The organism is Saccharopolyspora elongata (genome assembly GCF_004348985.1).
Taxonomy (GTDB): Bacteria; Actinomycetota; Actinomycetes; order Mycobacteriales; family Pseudonocardiaceae; genus Saccharopolyspora; species Saccharopolyspora elongata.
On record NZ_SMKW01000057.1, the window covers coordinates 1 to 15,964 of the forward strand.

General features: G+C 70.4%; 19 protein-coding genes. 7 read left to right on the forward strand and 12 right to left on the reverse strand.

Features of this window, described 5'->3' with window-relative positions:
- The first annotated feature begins 9 nt into the window (after window positions 1-9).
- Entirely contained in the window at window positions 10-126 is a 117-nt protein-coding gene (locus E1288_RS32145) for a hypothetical protein (protein ID WP_268951839.1), read from the forward strand.
- 80 nt (window positions 127-206) lie between these two features.
- On the forward strand, window positions 207-956 hold the full coding sequence (locus tag E1288_RS32150; RefSeq protein ID WP_132491959.1) for a hypothetical protein: 750 nt from the start codon (window positions 207-209) through the stop codon (window positions 954-956).
- Between the two features lie 3 nt (window positions 957-959).
- On the opposite strand, the gene E1288_RS32155 is transcribed toward E1288_RS32150, so the two are convergent.
- From E1288_RS32155 to E1288_RS32190, 8 genes are all read right to left on the reverse strand, one after another.
- Complete coding sequence (locus E1288_RS32155; RefSeq protein WP_132491961.1) at window positions 960-2,279, reverse strand: DNA polymerase IV; 1,320 nt, start codon at window positions 2,277-2,279, stop codon at window positions 960-962.
- 190 nt (window positions 2,280-2,469) lie between these two features.
- Window positions 2,470-2,880 (reverse strand): TipAS antibiotic-recognition domain-containing protein, encoded by a 411-nt coding sequence (locus tag E1288_RS32160; protein ID WP_132491963.1) that lies wholly within the window; start codon window positions 2,878-2,880, stop codon window positions 2,470-2,472.
- Between the two features lie 187 nt (window positions 2,881-3,067).
- Entirely contained in the window at window positions 3,068-3,253 is a 186-nt protein-coding gene (locus E1288_RS32165; RefSeq protein WP_132491965.1) for a hypothetical protein, read from the reverse strand.
- Between the two features lie 65 nt (window positions 3,254-3,318).
- Window positions 3,319-4,296: an ABC transporter substrate-binding protein gene (locus tag E1288_RS32170; protein WP_132491967.1), complete on the reverse strand. Its 978-nt coding sequence runs from the start codon at window positions 4,294-4,296 to the stop codon at window positions 3,319-3,321.
- 42 nt (window positions 4,297-4,338) lie between these two features.
- Window positions 4,339-5,388, reverse strand: coding sequence for an ABC transporter permease (locus E1288_RS32175; RefSeq protein ID WP_132491969.1), 1,050 nt, complete (start codon window positions 5,386-5,388; stop codon window positions 4,339-4,341).
- On the reverse strand, window positions 5,388-6,152 hold the full coding sequence (locus tag E1288_RS32180) for an ATP-binding cassette domain-containing protein (protein ID WP_132491971.1): 765 nt from the start codon (window positions 6,150-6,152) through the stop codon (window positions 5,388-5,390). Before E1288_RS32180 ends, E1288_RS32175 begins: the two co-directional genes overlap by 1 nt.
- Window positions 6,149-7,195 carry a class I mannose-6-phosphate isomerase gene (locus E1288_RS32185; RefSeq protein ID WP_132491973.1) on the reverse strand — a complete coding sequence of 349 codons (1,047 nt, stop codon included), beginning with the start codon at window positions 7,193-7,195 and terminating at the stop codon, window positions 6,149-6,151. The genes E1288_RS32180 and E1288_RS32185 overlap by 4 nt, the downstream gene beginning before the upstream one ends.
- Entirely contained in the window at window positions 7,192-8,166 is a 975-nt protein-coding gene (locus tag E1288_RS32190; RefSeq protein WP_132492047.1) for a LacI family DNA-binding transcriptional regulator, read from the reverse strand. Before E1288_RS32190 ends, E1288_RS32185 begins: the two co-directional genes overlap by 4 nt.
- Before the next feature lie 493 nt (window positions 8,167-8,659).
- Here E1288_RS32190 and E1288_RS32195 point away from each other — a divergent pair, with 493 nt between their 5' ends.
- From E1288_RS32195 to E1288_RS32205, 3 genes are all read left to right on the forward strand, one after another.
- Window positions 8,660-10,066, forward strand: a complete 1,407-nt coding sequence (locus tag E1288_RS32195) for a glycoside hydrolase family 47 protein (protein ID WP_235883948.1) — start codon at window positions 8,660-8,662, stop codon at window positions 10,064-10,066.
- Window positions 10,067-10,177: 111 nt separating this feature from the next.
- On the forward strand, window positions 10,178-10,495 hold the full coding sequence (cutA, locus tag E1288_RS32200) for a divalent-cation tolerance protein CutA (RefSeq protein ID WP_132491975.1): 318 nt from the start codon (window positions 10,178-10,180) through the stop codon (window positions 10,493-10,495).
- A gap of 76 nt (window positions 10,496-10,571) precedes the next feature.
- Window positions 10,572-10,931: a DUF3817 domain-containing protein gene (locus tag E1288_RS32205; protein ID WP_132491977.1), complete on the forward strand. Its 360-nt coding sequence runs from the start codon at window positions 10,572-10,574 to the stop codon at window positions 10,929-10,931.
- A gap of 1 nt (window position 10,932) precedes the next feature.
- Here the strand turns inward: E1288_RS32205 and E1288_RS32210 are convergent, their stop codons facing one another.
- The gene (locus tag E1288_RS32210; RefSeq protein ID WP_132491979.1) at window positions 10,933-11,433 is read right to left on the reverse strand and encodes a MarR family winged helix-turn-helix transcriptional regulator; all 501 of its coding nucleotides are present in this window, start codon (window positions 11,431-11,433) and stop codon (window positions 10,933-10,935) included.
- 140 nt (window positions 11,434-11,573) lie between these two features.
- On the opposite strand from E1288_RS32210, the gene E1288_RS32215 reads away from it, so the two are divergent.
- Window positions 11,574-11,876, forward strand: coding sequence for an MTH1187 family thiamine-binding protein (locus tag E1288_RS32215; protein WP_132491981.1), 303 nt, complete (start codon window positions 11,574-11,576; stop codon window positions 11,874-11,876).
- Between the two features lie 58 nt (window positions 11,877-11,934).
- Here E1288_RS32215 and E1288_RS32220 read toward each other — a convergent pair whose 3' ends face one another.
- The gene (locus tag E1288_RS32220) at window positions 11,935-12,189 is read right to left on the reverse strand and encodes a hypothetical protein (RefSeq protein ID WP_207954674.1); all 255 of its coding nucleotides are present in this window, start codon (window positions 12,187-12,189) and stop codon (window positions 11,935-11,937) included.
- Between the two features lie 326 nt (window positions 12,190-12,515).
- Between E1288_RS32220 and trxA the strand changes: the two genes are divergently transcribed.
- Window positions 12,516-13,442 (forward strand): thioredoxin, encoded by a 927-nt coding sequence (trxA, locus tag E1288_RS32225; RefSeq protein WP_207954675.1) that lies wholly within the window; start codon window positions 12,516-12,518, stop codon window positions 13,440-13,442.
- Window positions 13,443-13,497: 55 nt separating this feature from the next.
- Here trxA and E1288_RS32230 read toward each other — a convergent pair whose 3' ends face one another.
- Both E1288_RS32230 and E1288_RS32235 read right to left on the reverse strand, forming a co-directional pair.
- The gene (locus tag E1288_RS32230; protein WP_132491983.1) at window positions 13,498-14,211 is read right to left on the reverse strand and encodes a tyrosine-protein phosphatase; all 714 of its coding nucleotides are present in this window, start codon (window positions 14,209-14,211) and stop codon (window positions 13,498-13,500) included.
- A 90-nt stretch (window positions 14,212-14,301) separates the two neighbouring features.
- Window positions 14,302-15,720 (reverse strand): neutral zinc metallopeptidase, encoded by a 1,419-nt coding sequence (locus E1288_RS32235; protein WP_235883949.1) that lies wholly within the window; start codon window positions 15,718-15,720, stop codon window positions 14,302-14,304.
- Window positions 15,721-15,964 lie beyond the last annotated feature (244 nt).

The window sequence follows — 15,964 nt, forward strand, 5'->3', positions numbered from 1 at the left end:
GGTGCGCGGTTGGCGTTGCATCTGGCGTTGGAGTTGAAGCGTCGTGGTGGTGGGGTTGGTGCGGCGGCGTTGTGCGGTGGTGGTGGGCAGGGTGACGCCCTGATCCTCCGCGTACCAACAGCCTGACCCCGGCCGTCCCTGAGATCTACCCGGAGATCCCGCACCGTCGGTGATCGACCGGCTCCGGCGTGGCTACCCTGGACGGCATGAAGTGGCTTCCAGGGGGATGGCAACGGGCCGACCGGGTCGAGCAGGAACGGGCGACCGTCCCGGCACGCCCCCGCAACACCGCCCGTTACACCTCGGACCACGCCGGAGCTGCCGAGCCCGCCACCCGGGTGCAGCCCGGCGGCGGGCACCGCCCGACGCTGCTGAGCGCTGACGCGCAGGACGTCGACGTCAGCGCCAGCAGCTTCAAGGCGCTGCTCATCGGTGGCGGCATCAGCGGGCTGCTCACCGTGCTGGTCGCCGCGGCGCTGGTCAACAACGGCAACAGCGTCGGCTTGTGGATCTGGCAGCTCATCTTCGGCGTGATCTTCCTCTGGTTCCTCACCGCCTCCCGGGGCATGCTCAACAGCCGTGGCTTCCTGCTCGACCGCAGCGGCTTCTACGCCCGCACCCGCGGCGAGGTGTTCGGCGTCACATGGGACGAGATCAAGGCCGTCGGGGTCGGCACGCTGCCGTGGATCCAGCACCGCCGCCCGGTCGCGCCGGAGCGCCGCCACGCGCTGGAGCTCTACCCCGCGGATCCGGGATTCGCGGCGCGGCACCCGGAGCTGGACCGCTGGCGGGTGGAGGAGCAGCCGTCGATGCCGGGGCTGCCCGGCGAGCGCTACCGGTTCCACCTGCCGCCGATCAGCAGACTGCCGAAGGAGCTGGAAGGCGCCGTGCAGACGGTCGCCCCGCAGAAGTGGATCGGCCGGTACAAGCGGGAGCTCCCGCCGCCGCAGGCCTGACGGCTACCAGCCGAGGCTGTCGATCGGGTCCGCCGAGGTCAGCTCCGGGGCGTCGATGGCGAAGGTGCGGGCCACCCCGCGGCCGCTGGCGGCGGTCTCGAACCGGACGGTGACGCGGCCGTGCCCGGCGCCCTGCACCCAGCCGTGCCCGAACTCGCTGTGCTGAACGTCGTCACCCGCCCGCCAGTGCCGGGTCAACGGCTCCGGGCTCGGTCCGGGGGCGGGCAGGGCGGCGGGCGCCGGGGATTCCTGCTGGTCGGCGGGGTTGTCGAACAGCGGCTCCTGCTCCGAGGCCGCCAATCCCGAGTAGGAGACGCCGACCAGCCGGACCGGCGTGCCCGGCGGGACTGCGACGGGCAGCAGCCGTCGCGCCGCCGCAGCGAGCGCACCGAGATCGCTGGTCGCCGACGAGAACGTCTCCGCGCGGCTGATCGTGGTGAAGTCGGAGTCCCGGACCTTGATCGTCACGGTGCGCGCGGCGCGCCCCGACGACACCAACCGGCGATGCGCCGACTCGGCCATCCCGGTCACCTCGGCCTGCAGCTTCACCGGATCGGTGATGTCGACGTCGAACGTCGTCTCGGCGCTGACCTGCTTCGCTTCGGCGCGCTCGGCCACCGGATGCTCGTCGATGCCGTGCGCGAGGCGGTGCAGCTCGGTGCCGTGCGCCTGCCCGAGCAGCGACGTCACGTCGTTGGGGCGCAGCGCGGCGAGCTCGCCGATCGTCTGGACGCCGATGCGGTGCAGCTTCGACTCCGTCACCGGCCCGATGCCCCACATCTTGCGCACCGGCAGCCCCGACAGCAGTTCCAGCTGCTGCTCCGGCGGCACCACGAGCATGCCGTCCGGCTTGGCCAGGCCCGAGGCGATCTTGGCGAGCTGCTTGCCGGCGCCCGCGCCGATCGACGCCGTCACGCCGACCTCGCGGTGCACCCGCGCGCGCAGCCGCGTGGCGAAGTCCTCGACCTGCGCCGTGGTGGCCCCGGCGAGCTCGGTGGGTTCCAGGAACGCCTCGTCGACCGAGACCTGCTCGACGACGTCCGAAACCTCCCGGACGATGCCGAGCACCCGCTTGCTCACCGCCTGGTAGACGCGGAACCGCGGCGGGAGCACCACCGCGACGGGGCAGCGGCGGCGCGCCTCGGCCATCGGCATCGCGGACCGCGCGCCGTACTCCCGGGCCTCGTAGCTCGCGCCGGCGACGGTGCCGCGCGGGCCGAGGCCGCCGACGAGCACCGGGCGCCCACCGACCGTGGGGCGGGTGAGCTGCTCCACGGATGCGAAGAACGCATCCATGTCCATGTGCAGCACCCACCTCGGCATGACCGTCATTCAACGGGATGCCTCTGACAGCCGCCGCCGCGGCCGGGCGAGGTGAGAGCAAGGGAACCTTTCTGTCACCGCAGGCCGCTGACCTCCGCGGCGGGGCGCGAGGATGGGAACCTTCCTGTCACCGCGAGCCGGGGCGCGTGCATGGGAACTTTCCTGTCACCCCGCGCTGCTCGGCGGCCGGTCAGCGGAGCTTCGCCCAGGCGTAGGTGATCATCGCGTCGCGCAGGTAGTCGGCCATGCCCTTCGGCTTCCGGCGTTCGATGCGGCGGCGGAACTTCGGCTGGTTCACGTACATCTCCGCCAGCCGCAGGTAGGAGGACCGGTCCGGGGTCCAGAAGTGGCAGAGCCAGCGGTAGTGCTCGTGGATCACCTGCTGGGTGCGGGGGTCGTTCTCGGGGACGCCGGTGGCGAACAGCTCGGCGACGGCCGAGCTGATCCGGTTCCAGTCGGCGCCGATGCGCTGCGCGAGCGCTTTGCGCTGCTCCGGGGGGATGGGGCCGTTGGCTCCGGCGGGGGTGAGGTTTCCGATCAGAGCGGTGCCGTCCTCGACGGCTTCGGCCTGATCGAGACCGGGGCTCCCAAACGGCTGCACGGCGTTCCTTCCTCCCCTGACGTGCGGGCACGACGCATGACGATCAAGTACGGATCGTGATCGACATTGCGGGTGATCACGGCCCTGATCACCTGCCCGTGGCACATTAACGGAGCGAAGTGGACGCTGCGTGTGATTGTGGCGATCCGCTACCAGCCTGTGATGCCCCGGTCCGGTGCCGCAGCGCTCAGTCGGCTTCCGGACCAGCGGCGTCGTCCTGCTCGTCGGCCGCGGACCGTTCGGGCGGCGCGAGGAACACCACACCGCTTTCCAGGTCCAGCGGCCCGCCGGGGTCGTGCCCTCGCGAGATGCCGGTCTGGTCGCCTTCGTGCTGGAGCTTCCGGCCGGGGAAGAGTTCGCCGTATTTGCCCATGCACCCAAGGTAGCCCGGCGCCGGTGCCGAGGCCGGTGCGATGAGGCCGGCCCCGGCACGGGCGATCAGCAGTGCGCCTTGTAGAAGTACTGCGCCTGCTGGTCGATGTTGTCCTTGGTGATGGCGATCATCTCGGTCTTGGTCTCCCGTTCGACCGGCTGACCCTTGATCGCCGCGATGGCGCGCTTGACGCCTTCCTGCCCGATCTTGCCGGGGTCCTGCGCGATCAGCGCCTGGACCCGGCCGTTGCGCAGGTCGTCCACCTGCTTCGGGCTGGCGTCGAACCCGACCAGCTGCACCTGCCCGGACTTGCCTGCGTTGAACAGCGCGGTGGCGGCGCCTTCGCCGGTGTTGAGGTTGGTGCCGAACACGCCGACCAGGTCGGGGTTCGCGGCCAGCGTCGCCGACACGATCTGCGCGGCGGTCGCCGCCTCGTTCTCGGTGTACTGGGTGGGCAGCAGCTTCAGGTTCGGGTGCTTGGCGATCTCCTCCTCGAAGCCCTTGGCCCGCGCGTCGGTGGTCGAGGTGCCCGCCTTCGTGTTCAGCGCCAGCACCGACCCCGGCTTGTCGCCGACCAGTTGCGCCAGCGTTTGCGCGGCCAGCCGGCCGCCCGCGTAGTTGTCCGACGACAGCGAGGTGACCGAGATGGACCGGTCCTCCAGCGCGGTGTCGACCTCGACGACCTGGATGCCGTTGCTCTTGGCCTGCTGCAGCGGCGCGGCCAGCGCCTTGTCGTCGGTGGGCGCGATGATCACCGCGCCGGGCTTGGTGCTGACGATGCCGCCCAGGATCTGCGACTGCTCGGCCTGCTCGAACTTCTCCGGGGCCTGCGAGTTCAGCTGGTACCCCTGCGCGCTCGCCTCCTGCTGCGCCGCGCATTCGATGGACACGTAGAACGGTTCGCCGCGCATCCCGGTGATCAGGGCGAGGTTCTTGTTGTTGGGATCGGTCTGCCCGCTGCCGGTGTCACCGATCTGGCCGGACCCGCAGCCGGCCAGCAGCAGCGCCGCACCCAGCGCCAGCGCGGTTTTGTGCGTTCTCATCAGCGATTTACCTCCACACGCCGTTGTGCCGAAGATCGAGTGTCAGCGGTTGTTGCGCGCCCGCCGCCTGCGCTGGTCCAGCCAGACCGCGGCGACCAGGACCGCGCCGACCGCGATCGGTTGCCAGAACGGCCGCACCCCGGTCATCACGAATCCGGCGTCGAGCACCGCGGGGATGAACACGCCGATGACGCTGCCGAGCACCGTGCCGATGCCGCCGAACAGGCTGGTCCCGCCCAGCACCACGGCCGCGATCGCGTTCAGGTTGTCGTTGCTGTGCCCGCTGATCGTGGTGGTGCCGAAGTAGGCCAGCGACATGAACCCGGCCAGCCCGGCCAGCACCCCGGTGAGGGCGTAGACGGTGACCAGGTGCCGGGTGACCTTGATGCCGCTGCGGCGGGCGGCTTCGGCGTTCGAGCCGATCGCGTAGGTGTAGCGGCCGAAGACCGTGGTGTGCAGCAGCCACAGCGCCAGCAGCGTGATCACCGCCGCGAGGATCACCAGGTTCGGGACCACCACGAACGACGTCCCGGTGCCGAGGGTCTTGCGCAGCGCGCTGGGCACCGTGCGCACGTCGATGCCGTTGGTGAGCAGCTGCGCGGCACCGAGTGCCGCGCCGAACGAGCCGAGCGTGACGATCAGCGCCGGGACCCGGGCGACGGCGACGAGCAACCCGTTCAGCAGGCCCCACAGCGCGCCGCCGACGAGCGCGACCAGCAGGCCGATCGCGATCACGCCCCAGCCGGCGTTCGTCGCGTCGCCGCCGCTGAGCCATTCCATGGTCATCGCCGACACGACGCCGGAGAACACCAGCACCGATCCCACCGACAGGTCGATGCCGGAGGTGATGATCACGAAGGTCATGCCGACCGCGAGCATCAGCAGGGGCGCCGCCTGCACCAGCAGGTTCTGGACGTTGAACAGGGTGGGGAAGGCGTCCGGGCGGAGCACGCTGAACAGCACGCACAGGACGATGAGCACCAGGCCGGTCCACAGCGTGTTCGAGGAGGCCAGCCGCGCGCCGAACCCCTTCGCCGGGGCCGGCGCCTTTTCTTCCACAGTGGACTCAGGTGTTTCCTGCTGGGTGGCCATCAGCTCGCGTCCTCCTGCGACAGTGCGCCGGTCATGGCGCCGACCAGGTCCTCCAGGGTCGCCTCGGCGGCGCTGAACCGCGCCACCCGGCTGCCGAGGCGCAACACCTCGACCCGATCCGCGACCGACAGCACCTCCGGCATGTTGTGGCTGATCAGCACCACCGAGATACCGGTGTCGCGAACCCGCCGGATCACCTCCAGCACGCGTTCGCGCTGCACGACGCCCAGCGCGGCGGTGGGCTCGTCCATGAACACGAGCTTGTCCGCCCAGGTGACCGAGCGCGCGACGGCGACGCTCTGCCGCTGCCCGCCGGACAGCGAGCCGATCGGCACCGACAGGTCTTGCAGCGACACGCCGAACTTCGCGAACTGCTCGGCGGCCTGCTCGCGCATCTTCGCCTTGTCCAGCATGCCGAGCCGGCCGAGCAGCCCGGGCCGCCGGATCTCACGCCCCAGGAACAGGTTCGCGGCCGGGTCGAGGTCCGGCGCCACCGCGAGGTCCTGGTAGGCGGTCTCGATGCCGTGCGACCGGGCGGCGGCGGGGGAATCGAGCGTCACCGGCTTGCCGCCGACCAGGATCTGCCCCGAATCCGGCAGCTCCACGCCCGAAAGGCATTTCACCAGCGTCGACTTGCCGGCGCCGTTGTCGCCGATGAGCGCGACGACCTCACCCGGGTCCACGGTGAACGACGCGCCGCGCAGCGCCTCCACGCTGCCGTAGCGCTTGACCAGGTTGCGGGCTTCCAAGAGCGGTTCGGTCATCTCGGGCTCCCGGCGGCCGGCGGGCGGCAGTGCACCACGGTGACGTCCCCTTCGAGCTGAGCGGCCCCAGCGGAATGCGGGATCACGGCTGTGCTGCCGCGGTGCAGCGGCAGTTCGGCGCCGCCGTCCGTGCGCAACTTCCCGCTGCCCTCCAGCGCGATGAGCACGCCGAACGACGGCTCAAGCTCGACGCCGCTGTGCAGGCGCTCGGCGCGGAAGAAGGGTGCCGCGTCGTCGGCCAGCAGCGGGACGCGGGGCTCGGACCGGTCCGCGGTTCGCTTGATCAGCGAGTCCAGCACCGCATCGCCGAAACCGTCGCGGTTGACCGTTTCGAGCGCGGTCTGCCGGTCCATGCCGAGGAAGGCGCCCTCGGCGTCGGCTAGGAAACCCTGCCATTCCAACGTGATCGAGAAGTCCGTCGGCTGCTGCAGCTCGACGATGAACACGCCTTCGCCGATGGCGTGCGGGGTGCCTGCGGGGACGTGCACGGTGTCACCGGGCCGGACCGGGATCTCGTTGAGCGAACCGAGCATCGCCGACGAATCCTGCGTGGCCACCCAATGCGCGACCGTCTCCGGCGCGACGTCCTCGCGGAAACCCAGGTACACCAACGGGTTCGCGCCGGACGTGCCGACCACGATCCACGCCTCGGTCTTGCCGAACCGGGAACCGAGGTGCTGCTGGGCGAAGGCGTCCGAGGGATGGCAGTGCACGGGCAGCCGCTGCCCTGCGTCCAGGAGCTTGACCAGCAGCGCGGTGCTGTCGCCGAAGGCGGCCACGTGCTCGGAGCCCAGCCATCGCTCGGGTTCGGCGGTCACCGCATCGCGCAGCAAACGCCCGTCCGGCAGGCGGGACAGGCCCGACTCGGCCTGGCCGAACCGCGTCGTGGTGGACGCGACCCAGTCCTCCGGGCCGAATTCGCGGTCGTCCGAGCCGCGCAGCGCGGCGATCGACGCACCGCCCCGGTAGAACTGGCGGGGCTGGTTGGCCGGCAGGGCGATCGGAACCGCCGGGCCGGACTGATCATTGTGGACAGAACTCAACGTGATACCTCTCCGGAACCTCTGGCGAGCAGCCGAGTGGGAACGACCAGGCGACGTGGTGGCGTGCGGTCGCCGTCCAGCCGCGCGAACAGCAGTTCTGCCGCCGACCGGCCCAGCGCCCAGGTGTCGTGGGTGACCACGCTGATCGGCGGGTCGAGGAGGTCGGCGAGCTCGAAGTCGTCGAAGCCGACGAGCGCCGGCCGACGCGGTCGACCGGCCAGCGCGCGCAGCGCGTGCACGGTGATCCGGTTGTTGCCGGTCACCAGCGCGGTCGCGCGCTGCAGCGTGGAGCGCAGCGCCTGCGCCACCGACTCGTCGGTGTGCGGGCCCATCAGGACCAGGTCGGGGTAGAACGGCACACCGGCTTGCGCGCAGCCTTCCCGGAAACCGCGCAGCCGCTCGGCGGCCGTGTGGATCTCCGGAGCGTCGCCGAGGAAAGCGATCTCGCGGTGCCCGTGTTCGGCCAGGTGGCGGGCGGCGAGCGCGGTGCCGCCCGCGTTGTCGATCAGCACGGTGTCGGCGTCGAGGTTGCCCGGCGGCCGGTCCACGAACACCACCGGCGTCCCGGCGTTGATCTCGTGCGCGATGTACCCGTGCTGGTGCCCGGCGGGAACCACGATCAGCCCGTCGACGCGGCGCGCGCAGAACTCCAGCACCAGCTCGCGTTCCCGCGCCGGGTCCTCATCGGACGAACCGGTCAGCACCTGCTTGCCGTGCACCCGCGCGATTTCCTCGACCGCGCGGGTCAGCACCGAGTAGAACGGGTTCGCCAGGTCTTCCAGGACCAGGCCCAGCGTGCCGGTCCCGGTGCCGCGGCGGAGGTTGCGGGCGCTGAGGTTGCGGCGGAACCCGAGCTGGTCGATGGCGGCCAGCACCCGCTCCGCGGTCGCCGGATGGACGCCGCTCTCGGCGTTGACGACCCGCGAAACGGTCTTGATGCTCACGCCCGCCAGCCGCGCCACGTCGTTCATCGTGGCGCGCCGGACGTTCCCGGACTCAGACAACGTTGTCATGATGGGCGGCATTGGATCGCAGCACCTCGCCGCCTGTCAATGCCACCACCCGGATCTGACTACGCCTGGCCCCGCGGCATCCGCTGATCGGCCCAACCCGGCCCCCGGCGTTCCGGGGCGGGGTGACAGGAAAGTTCCCATCCTCGCGCCCGCCGACCCCGGCCCGCACGACCCGCCGACCCGGCCGATCGACGACAGGAAGGTTCCCATCCTGCGGTTTTCCGGCCCTGGGTGACAGGAAAGTTCCCATGCTCGCAGCCGGGACCCGGGCCGGCGGGGTGTTGTCGCGGCCGCGCGGGTCAAGTCGTCGGGCGGCGGTATTCCGCGCGGCCGAACGCCGCGCCGCAGTGTCGAAACCGGACAAGAACGGCGATCCGCATTGACCTCCGCGGCGTCTCCGACGACGGTGAACCGGCCCGGCTTGACAAGGTTGTCCAGTGAGGAGGCGGCGATGCCCCGAAGCATGCCCAGGAGATCCGCGCTGCGTTTGTTCGGCGGCGCGGCCATTGCCGGCGGGCTGCTGGCTGCGGCGCCGGCGGTGGCGTCGGGGGCACCGGCCCGGCGGGACTGGAAGCCGGTCGCCGAGGCCGTCCGCCGCGAATTCCTGTGGGCATGGCAGCACTACGTCGAGCGGGCCATGGGCGCCGACCACATCAAGCCGATCTCCGGCGGCCGGGAGGATTTCTTCGTCGAGGGCCACTCCATCGGGCTGAGCCTCGTCGAGGCGATCGACACGTTGTGGCTGATGGAAGCCGACTCCGAAGTCGAGCGCGCCGTGCAGTGGGTCAAGGAGAACCTGAGCTTCGACGTCGACGCGTCGTTCCAGGTGTTCGAGACCAACATCCGGATGGTCGGCGGGCTCGCCGCCGCGTACCACTGCACCGGTGAGCAGCGGCTGCTCGAACTGGCCGTCGACGTGGCGGACCGGCTGCTCCCGGCCTTCACCGAATCCCCGACCGGCCTGCCCTACCGCTACGTGAACCTGGCGACCGGCGCGGTCAGCCGGCCGGAGACCAACATCGTCGAGGTCGGCACCTACGTCGCCGAGTTCGGGATCCTCTCGGAGTGGACTGGCGACCGGCGCTACTTCGACCTCGCCAAGCAGGCCATGCGGGTCGTCTACGACAAGCGGACCGAACTCGGCCTGCTACCGCACGACATCCACGCCGAAACCGGTGAGTGGCGGAACCGCCAGGCCACCGTCGGCCCGCCGGGCGACTCCTACTACGAGTACCTCTGGGACGGCTACGCGCTGTTCGGCGACGAAGAACTCCGCCAGTGGTACGACGCGCTCACCGACGCGATCCTCGCCCACCAGGCCGAACGCCACCAGAACATGCTGTGGTTCCCGCAGGTCGACGCGTTCACCGGGGAAGTCCTCAGCCGCGAGCAGAGCGTGCTCGCCTCGTTCTACGCCGGTCTGCTCGGCGAATCCGGCCGCGTCGCCGAGGGGCGCGCCTACCACGACGCGTTCAACACCGTGCAGGATGAGTTCGGGGTGATCCCGACCTCTGTGGACTACTCGACGATGTCGGCGAGCGACCGGAGCAACGCGTTGCGCCCCGAGTTCGCCGACTCGGCGCTCATGCTCTGGCTGGAAACCGGCGACGAGATCTTCCGGGAACGCGCGAACGTCCACTTCGATCACATGGTGAAGACGTCGAAGACGAAGTACGGCTTCGCCGCTCTCGCCGACGTCACGGGGAAGCCGCCGTCGCAAGAGGACACCTGTCCGGGCTACTGGTGGTCCGAGCAGATGAAGTACTACTGGCTGCTCTTCTCCGACACCCCGCGCTTCGACTACCGGAACAACTACCTGAGCACCGAAGCGAACCTCCTCCGCGGAGCCCGCCGCTGACGCAGGGGTGACAGGAAAGTTCCCATGCTCTCAGCCTGCCGCCGGCGGGAGTGGAGCATGGGAACCTTCCTGTCACCGCACCCGCCGCGGGCCGCTGGCTACGCTGGGCGCATGGCTGATCATGTGCAGGTCGTGACCACCACCGACTCCGAGCAGGCGGCCGCCGAGCTGGCCCGCGGCGTCGTCGAGGCGCGGCTGGGGGCTTGCGTTCAGGTCGTGCCGATCCGGAGCTTCTACGTGTGGGAGGGCGCCGCCCAGGACGACGCCGAGTGGCAGCTGCAGATCAAGACCTCGGCCGGGCGGCTCCCGGAACTCGTCGAGCACCTCAGGGCCAACCACGGCTACGACGTGCCGGAGATCATCGCCACCCCGATCGTCGGCGGCAACCCCGCCTACCTGGCCTGGGTCGACGACCAGACCCGCCCGTAGCGGACCGGCATCGGTGTGATCGGCGACACCCGGCACACTCGCAGGGGAGTGCCGTTGGAACGGAAGTGGGTTTGACGTGCCGCGTACGTATGCCGGGTGGTTCCGGGCGGTTGCGATCGCCGAGGCGTTCTCGTGGGTCGGTCTGCTGGTGGCGATGGCGTTCAAGTACGGCTTTCAGCAGCCGCTGGGCGTGACGGTCATGGGCTGGGTCCACGGGCTGGTCTTCACCGCCTACGTGGTGACCTGCCTCGTCGTGTTCAGCCCGCTGCGCTGGCGGTTCGGGGTGCTGGTGCTGGCGCTGGTGGCGTCCATCCCGCCGCTGGCGTCGGTGTGGTTCGAGCGCTGGGCGAACCGGCGCGGGCTGCTGACCGAATCGGACTCCGACGAGCCGACGTTCTGGGGTCGCGTCCGCTACGCGGTGCGCGAGCTGAACTGACTCAGAAGTCCCCGGCGGCGTGCCGCACCTTGCCGAGCAGCTCGGTGAGCTGCTGGGTCTGCCGCTCGGTGATGCCGCGCAGCCCGAAGTCGATCTCCGTGACCGACTCGGTCGCCTTCTTCATCAGGTCCAGGCCGTCCTCGGTGATCTCCACCAGGGTGGTGCGCCGGTCCGTGGGGTGCGGCACCCGCCGGACCAGGCCGTCCTGCTCCAGCCGGTCGACGATGTTGGTGACGCTGGTCGGGTGCAGTTGCAGCCGGTCGCCCATGACGCGCATCGGGAGGCTGCCGCGCCGCGAGAAGCTCAGCAGCACCAGCGCCTCGTACCGGGCGAACGTCAGGTTGTGCGGTCGCAGCGCACCGTCGACCGCCGATTGCAGGATCTGCTGGACCCGCATCACGCTCGTCACCGCGGCCATCGTCGTCGACGGGCCTACCCGGTCGGCCCAGATCTCGGCCGCGCGAGCGATTGGGTCGAAGGGCAGTGGACTACGGGTGCTCATGGTGTTCGACGCTAGCAGCGGTTACCGACGAGTTGGTGGCTGTGGTGCGGGTCGGGCGAAATCAGGAGACCGCGCCGCTGCCCGAGCATGATCGAGGTGACCGGCGGACCACGCCGCCGGTCCGGAATGGAGGAGCAGACGTGCTAGTTGCGTTCAGCGTGGCCCCGAGCGGGGCCGGGGACAGCGACAGTGTCAGCGAGGCGGTCGCCGCCGCGGTGAAGGTGGTGCGGGAGTCCGGGCTGCCGCACGAGACGACTTCGATGTTCACCACGATCGAAGGCGAGTGGGACGAGGTGATGGACGTCGTGAAGCGGGCCACCGAGGCGGCCTCGGCGAACGCGCCGCGCACCAGCCTCGTGCTCAAGGCGGACATCCGGCCGGGGCACACCGACCAGCTGCATTCGAAGGTGCGGCGGGTCGAGGAGCACCTGCGCGGGGAGTAGGCGCAGCAAAAGACCGGGGGCGGCGAGCAGCCGCCCCCGGTCCGGCGCTTTGGATGCGTCAGCCCTTGGGGTGGTCCACGACCGGCGCGTTGACGCAGTTGTTGGCCTGCGGCGACAGGATCGGCACGACAACACCGATGGCGGCACCGACGTTGTTGCCGCACGCCTGCACCGGGACGGCGCTGACGTTGTTGTCATTGACCGCGTTGATGCCGTCGTTGTCGGCGCTGTCCGCGAACGCGGCGGTGCCGAGGGTCAGGACACCGAGGGTGGCGGCACCGGCGACGCCGGCAACACGGGTAGCAATACGCACTGTTTCGTACCTCTCGTTGAACTACTGACTGAAGGTCCCCCAAACGGAGGCCCCGCAGACCCGTGAGAAAACAACCGTCACTCGCGGGCTCGGTTTCCACTTCGGTGGTCAAAGCCGCCGAGCCTTAGGGGTGAACCCGCTTAGTCACCTGTTCGAGCGACATTTCCTCACTGCTTCGGTTTGATCTCGGGAGCCGTCGGCGTGTCGGTTCTGGACGTGTGGTTTCGCAGGCCGCGGAAGATCTGCCGCCCAGCGACCACGCGACCGGCGGGACGTGTCAGGATGGAGGTGTGACGAGGCCGGATCCACGCCAGCAAGCAGCAGCGATGTCCGCCGCGATGGCGGGCGCAGTCGACCTGTCGGCCCTGAAGAACCGGGCCGACGCCACCGCCCGGGCCGCCGCCCAGCCGCCCGCCAACGGCGACAGCCCGGCGGCGCCGGCGAGCGCCGCGGTCATCGATGTCACCGAGGCCACCTTCCAGGCCGAGGTCGTCGAGCGGTCGCTGCAGGTGCCCGTGATCGTCGACCTGTGGGCGACGTGGTGCGGACCGTGCAAGCAGCTGTCGCCGGTGCTGGAGCGGCTCGCCCAGGAGAGCAACGGCGCCTGGGTCCTGGCCAAGGTGGACGTCGACGCGAACCCGCGCATCGCGCAGCTCTTCCAGGTGCAGTCGGTGCCCACGGTGATCGCCATCGCCGGCGGTCAGCCCGTGGACGCCTTCTCCGGCGCCCAGCCGGAACCGCAGATCCGGCAGTGGATCGACTCGCTGCTGAACGCCCTACGCGACCAGCTGCCCGGCATCCGCGCGGCCGAGGAGGGCGTCGAGCCCATCGCCGAGGAGCCCGAGGACCCGCGGTTCACCGCCGCCGAGGACGCGCTGGAGAGCGGCGACTACGCCGCCGCCGAGGCCGCCTATCAGAAGATCCTCGACAGCGAGCCGAACAACGAGCAGGCCAAGGCCGCGCTGGCGCAGGTCCGCTTCACCGCCCGCGCCGAACAGGCCGACCCGGCCGCGATCGAGCGGGCCGACGCGGCCCCCGATGATGTCGACGCGCAGCTCGCCGCCGCGGACGCGGAGGTCGCCGTCGGCCGGGTGGCGGAGGGCTTCGACCGGCTGATCCGCGCGATCAAGCGCACGTCCGGCGACGACCGGGACCGGATCCGCCGGCACCTGATCGAAATGTTCGAGGTCTTCCCCGAAGGCGACGACCGGGTCGCCGCGGCCCGCCGGGCGCTGGCCAGCGCCCTGTTCTGAGCGGGGTTTCCCGGGCGCCGATTTCACGCGAAGTCGGCGCCCGGTCTTTTGCGCCCTAGTCGAGGAGCCTGTTCCGCAAGGCGGTCACATCCGCGTCGGGAAGGCCGCCGGAACGCAGGTATCCCGCCATGTCGCGCGAGGTCGCGGCCTCGTGGATGAGGTCGCCCGCCGTCGTGCCGTGCTCGGCGATGAGCTCTTCGATCTTCGGTGTGTCGTCGCCCAGACCCACCTTGGCGCACTGCTCGGCGCGGCGGACGTGGCTGAGGGCGTAGTCATCGGCGATATCCGCTGGGTCGGCGCCGACCAGGGCGAGCAGCACGAGCACGATCAGGCCGGTGCGGTCTCGCCCGCCGCCGCAATGCACCAGCACGCCGCCCGGTTCTGCGCGGGCGATCGCTCCGCACACCTCCGCGGTGCGCTGCGGGAACCGGTCCAGGAACGCCCGGTAGTACAGCGGGGTGCAGGAGATTCCGCCGCCCCACCGGTCCCAGAAGTCGGTGTCGGAGTGGTCGTCCAGCGGTAGGTGCACCGTCGTCAGTTCGGGCGGGCGCGGTGCTGCGTCCGGCTCCTGCTCGTCGTCTCCGGTCAGGTCGATGATCGTGCGGATGCCGTGCTGCTGGAGCCCGGACCACCCTGCCGCGGTGAGGGCCGCCGGGTCCTCTGAGCGAACCACCGCTGCCCAGCGGGTTGCCCGGCCCTCGCCGGTGCGGAGGCCGCCGAGATCCCGCGCGTTCAGGAAGCCTTCCCAGTCGAGAACTCGTTCCGTCATACCCGTGGGACGTGCGTGGCCGGTTCGGGTTGTGCGCAAGGAAAAAGCGGTGCCGCCCCGATCCGGGACGACACCGCCGGTTCCGTCAGCTCACGCGCCGTACTTGGTGCTGCACGGGGCGAATCCTTCCTGGACGCCGACCCGGAAGGCCTCCACCCGGGCGAACCCGACGGGCACCTGATCGCCGTTGACGTTTGCCGAGATCAGGCTGTCCTCGCCGAGCAGCGCGGACACGCCCTCGTCGATGTCGTCCGGCGCGATCCGCAGGCTGCCGACCGGGTTGCGCTGCCCGAACGGGTCCTCGACCAGCAGCCCGCTCCACGAACCGACCATGCAGGCGGTGCGCAGGCCGGCGGCCTCGTCGTCCAGCGGCAGCCCCGTGGCCTTCTGCACCGACAGCGCATACCTGGATGCGACCTGGGCGTATGCGGCGAAATCGCCGTAGCCTGTGGAGTCCGCGTTCTTGCTCGGCGGTTGGCCGATCTTCTGCAACGCCGCCATGTCCAGCGAGATCGTGTTCGTGCTGGGGCAGTACGACGCCGGTGATGTGGCCTGCTGGCTGCCGCACGGCTTCAGCCCGGCGACGATCTTGGGCGGCTCGGCGCCGGTGTCGCGGAACACCGTGCGCAGGCTCTTCTCCACCGCGTCGAGGCTCTGCTGGTCCACGGGGAGGTTGGCGTTCTCCTTCTGGATGGGCTTCCACGCCTGGAAGAGCGTCGTGCGCCGCTGGACGTCGTTGAAGTCCATCTTGGCGCAGCGCTGCGGGCCCTCGCTGAACCCGAACTGGAACGCCGTGACCCGGTCGAACGCGGAACCGTGCGCGTTGCCGTCGCGGAAGTCGGCATCGCCCGGCGAGTCGCGGATGAAGTTCAGCACGCCCATGACCTCGTTGAGGCCCTGCCCGGTGGAAACCTGGAAGTACTTCGAGGAACCCTCGGCGACGTGCCGGAAGTACGCGCCGGTGAAGCAGTCCGCCTGCTGCTCCAGCACGATCACCTGGTCGTTCGAGGTGGCCGTGCTCGCGCGGTGCTGCACGGCGTGCCCGATCTCGTGCGCGAGCACCGTCACCACGGCCATCGGCCCGAAACTGTTGTTCAGCTCGGGGAGCAGGGTGCCCCGGTCCCACGCGATGGAGTCCTCCGGCGGGCAGTAGAAGGCGTTGACCACGCCCGCCGTGTTCTGCCCGCACAGCTGGAGGCCGGGACCGCCCGAGTCGTAGGACACCAGCCGCTTGACCGGCTCGAAGCGCTTGCCGGGGAAGGCCTTCGGGAACGTCTCGCTCCAGTACTCGTCGATGTCGGCGACCGCGTCGCGCGCGAGCTTGTCCATCGCGCCGTTGTCGGTGCCCTCCACCGGTAAGGACGAACTCGGCGCACCTTCCTTGGGGCCGCTCGGGCCGTTGGTGGCGGGCAGGCCGGCGACCTCGGTCGTCGAGTAGCCGCCGAGCGTCGTGGGGGTGCCGCTGATCGGCCGCGAGCACCCGCCGATCAGGGCCGCACACGCGAGCACGGAGACCGCGGTGCCGAGGATCCGCTTTCGCCGTCGGGTTCTTGTCGATACCGGTACCACTGACGCGCCCCATCCTGCTGGCCGAAGTCCTCCTGCGCCGGGCCGGCGGCAGTGCCACCCGGTGCCGGAGCAGCCTATCGGTTACCTGATCGACCTCACGTGCGATCTCGCCGGATCGCGGAGGGGCGGGGTGACAGGAAGGTTCCCATGCTCACGCCGGGCTGCGATGCGTGACAGGCACTGG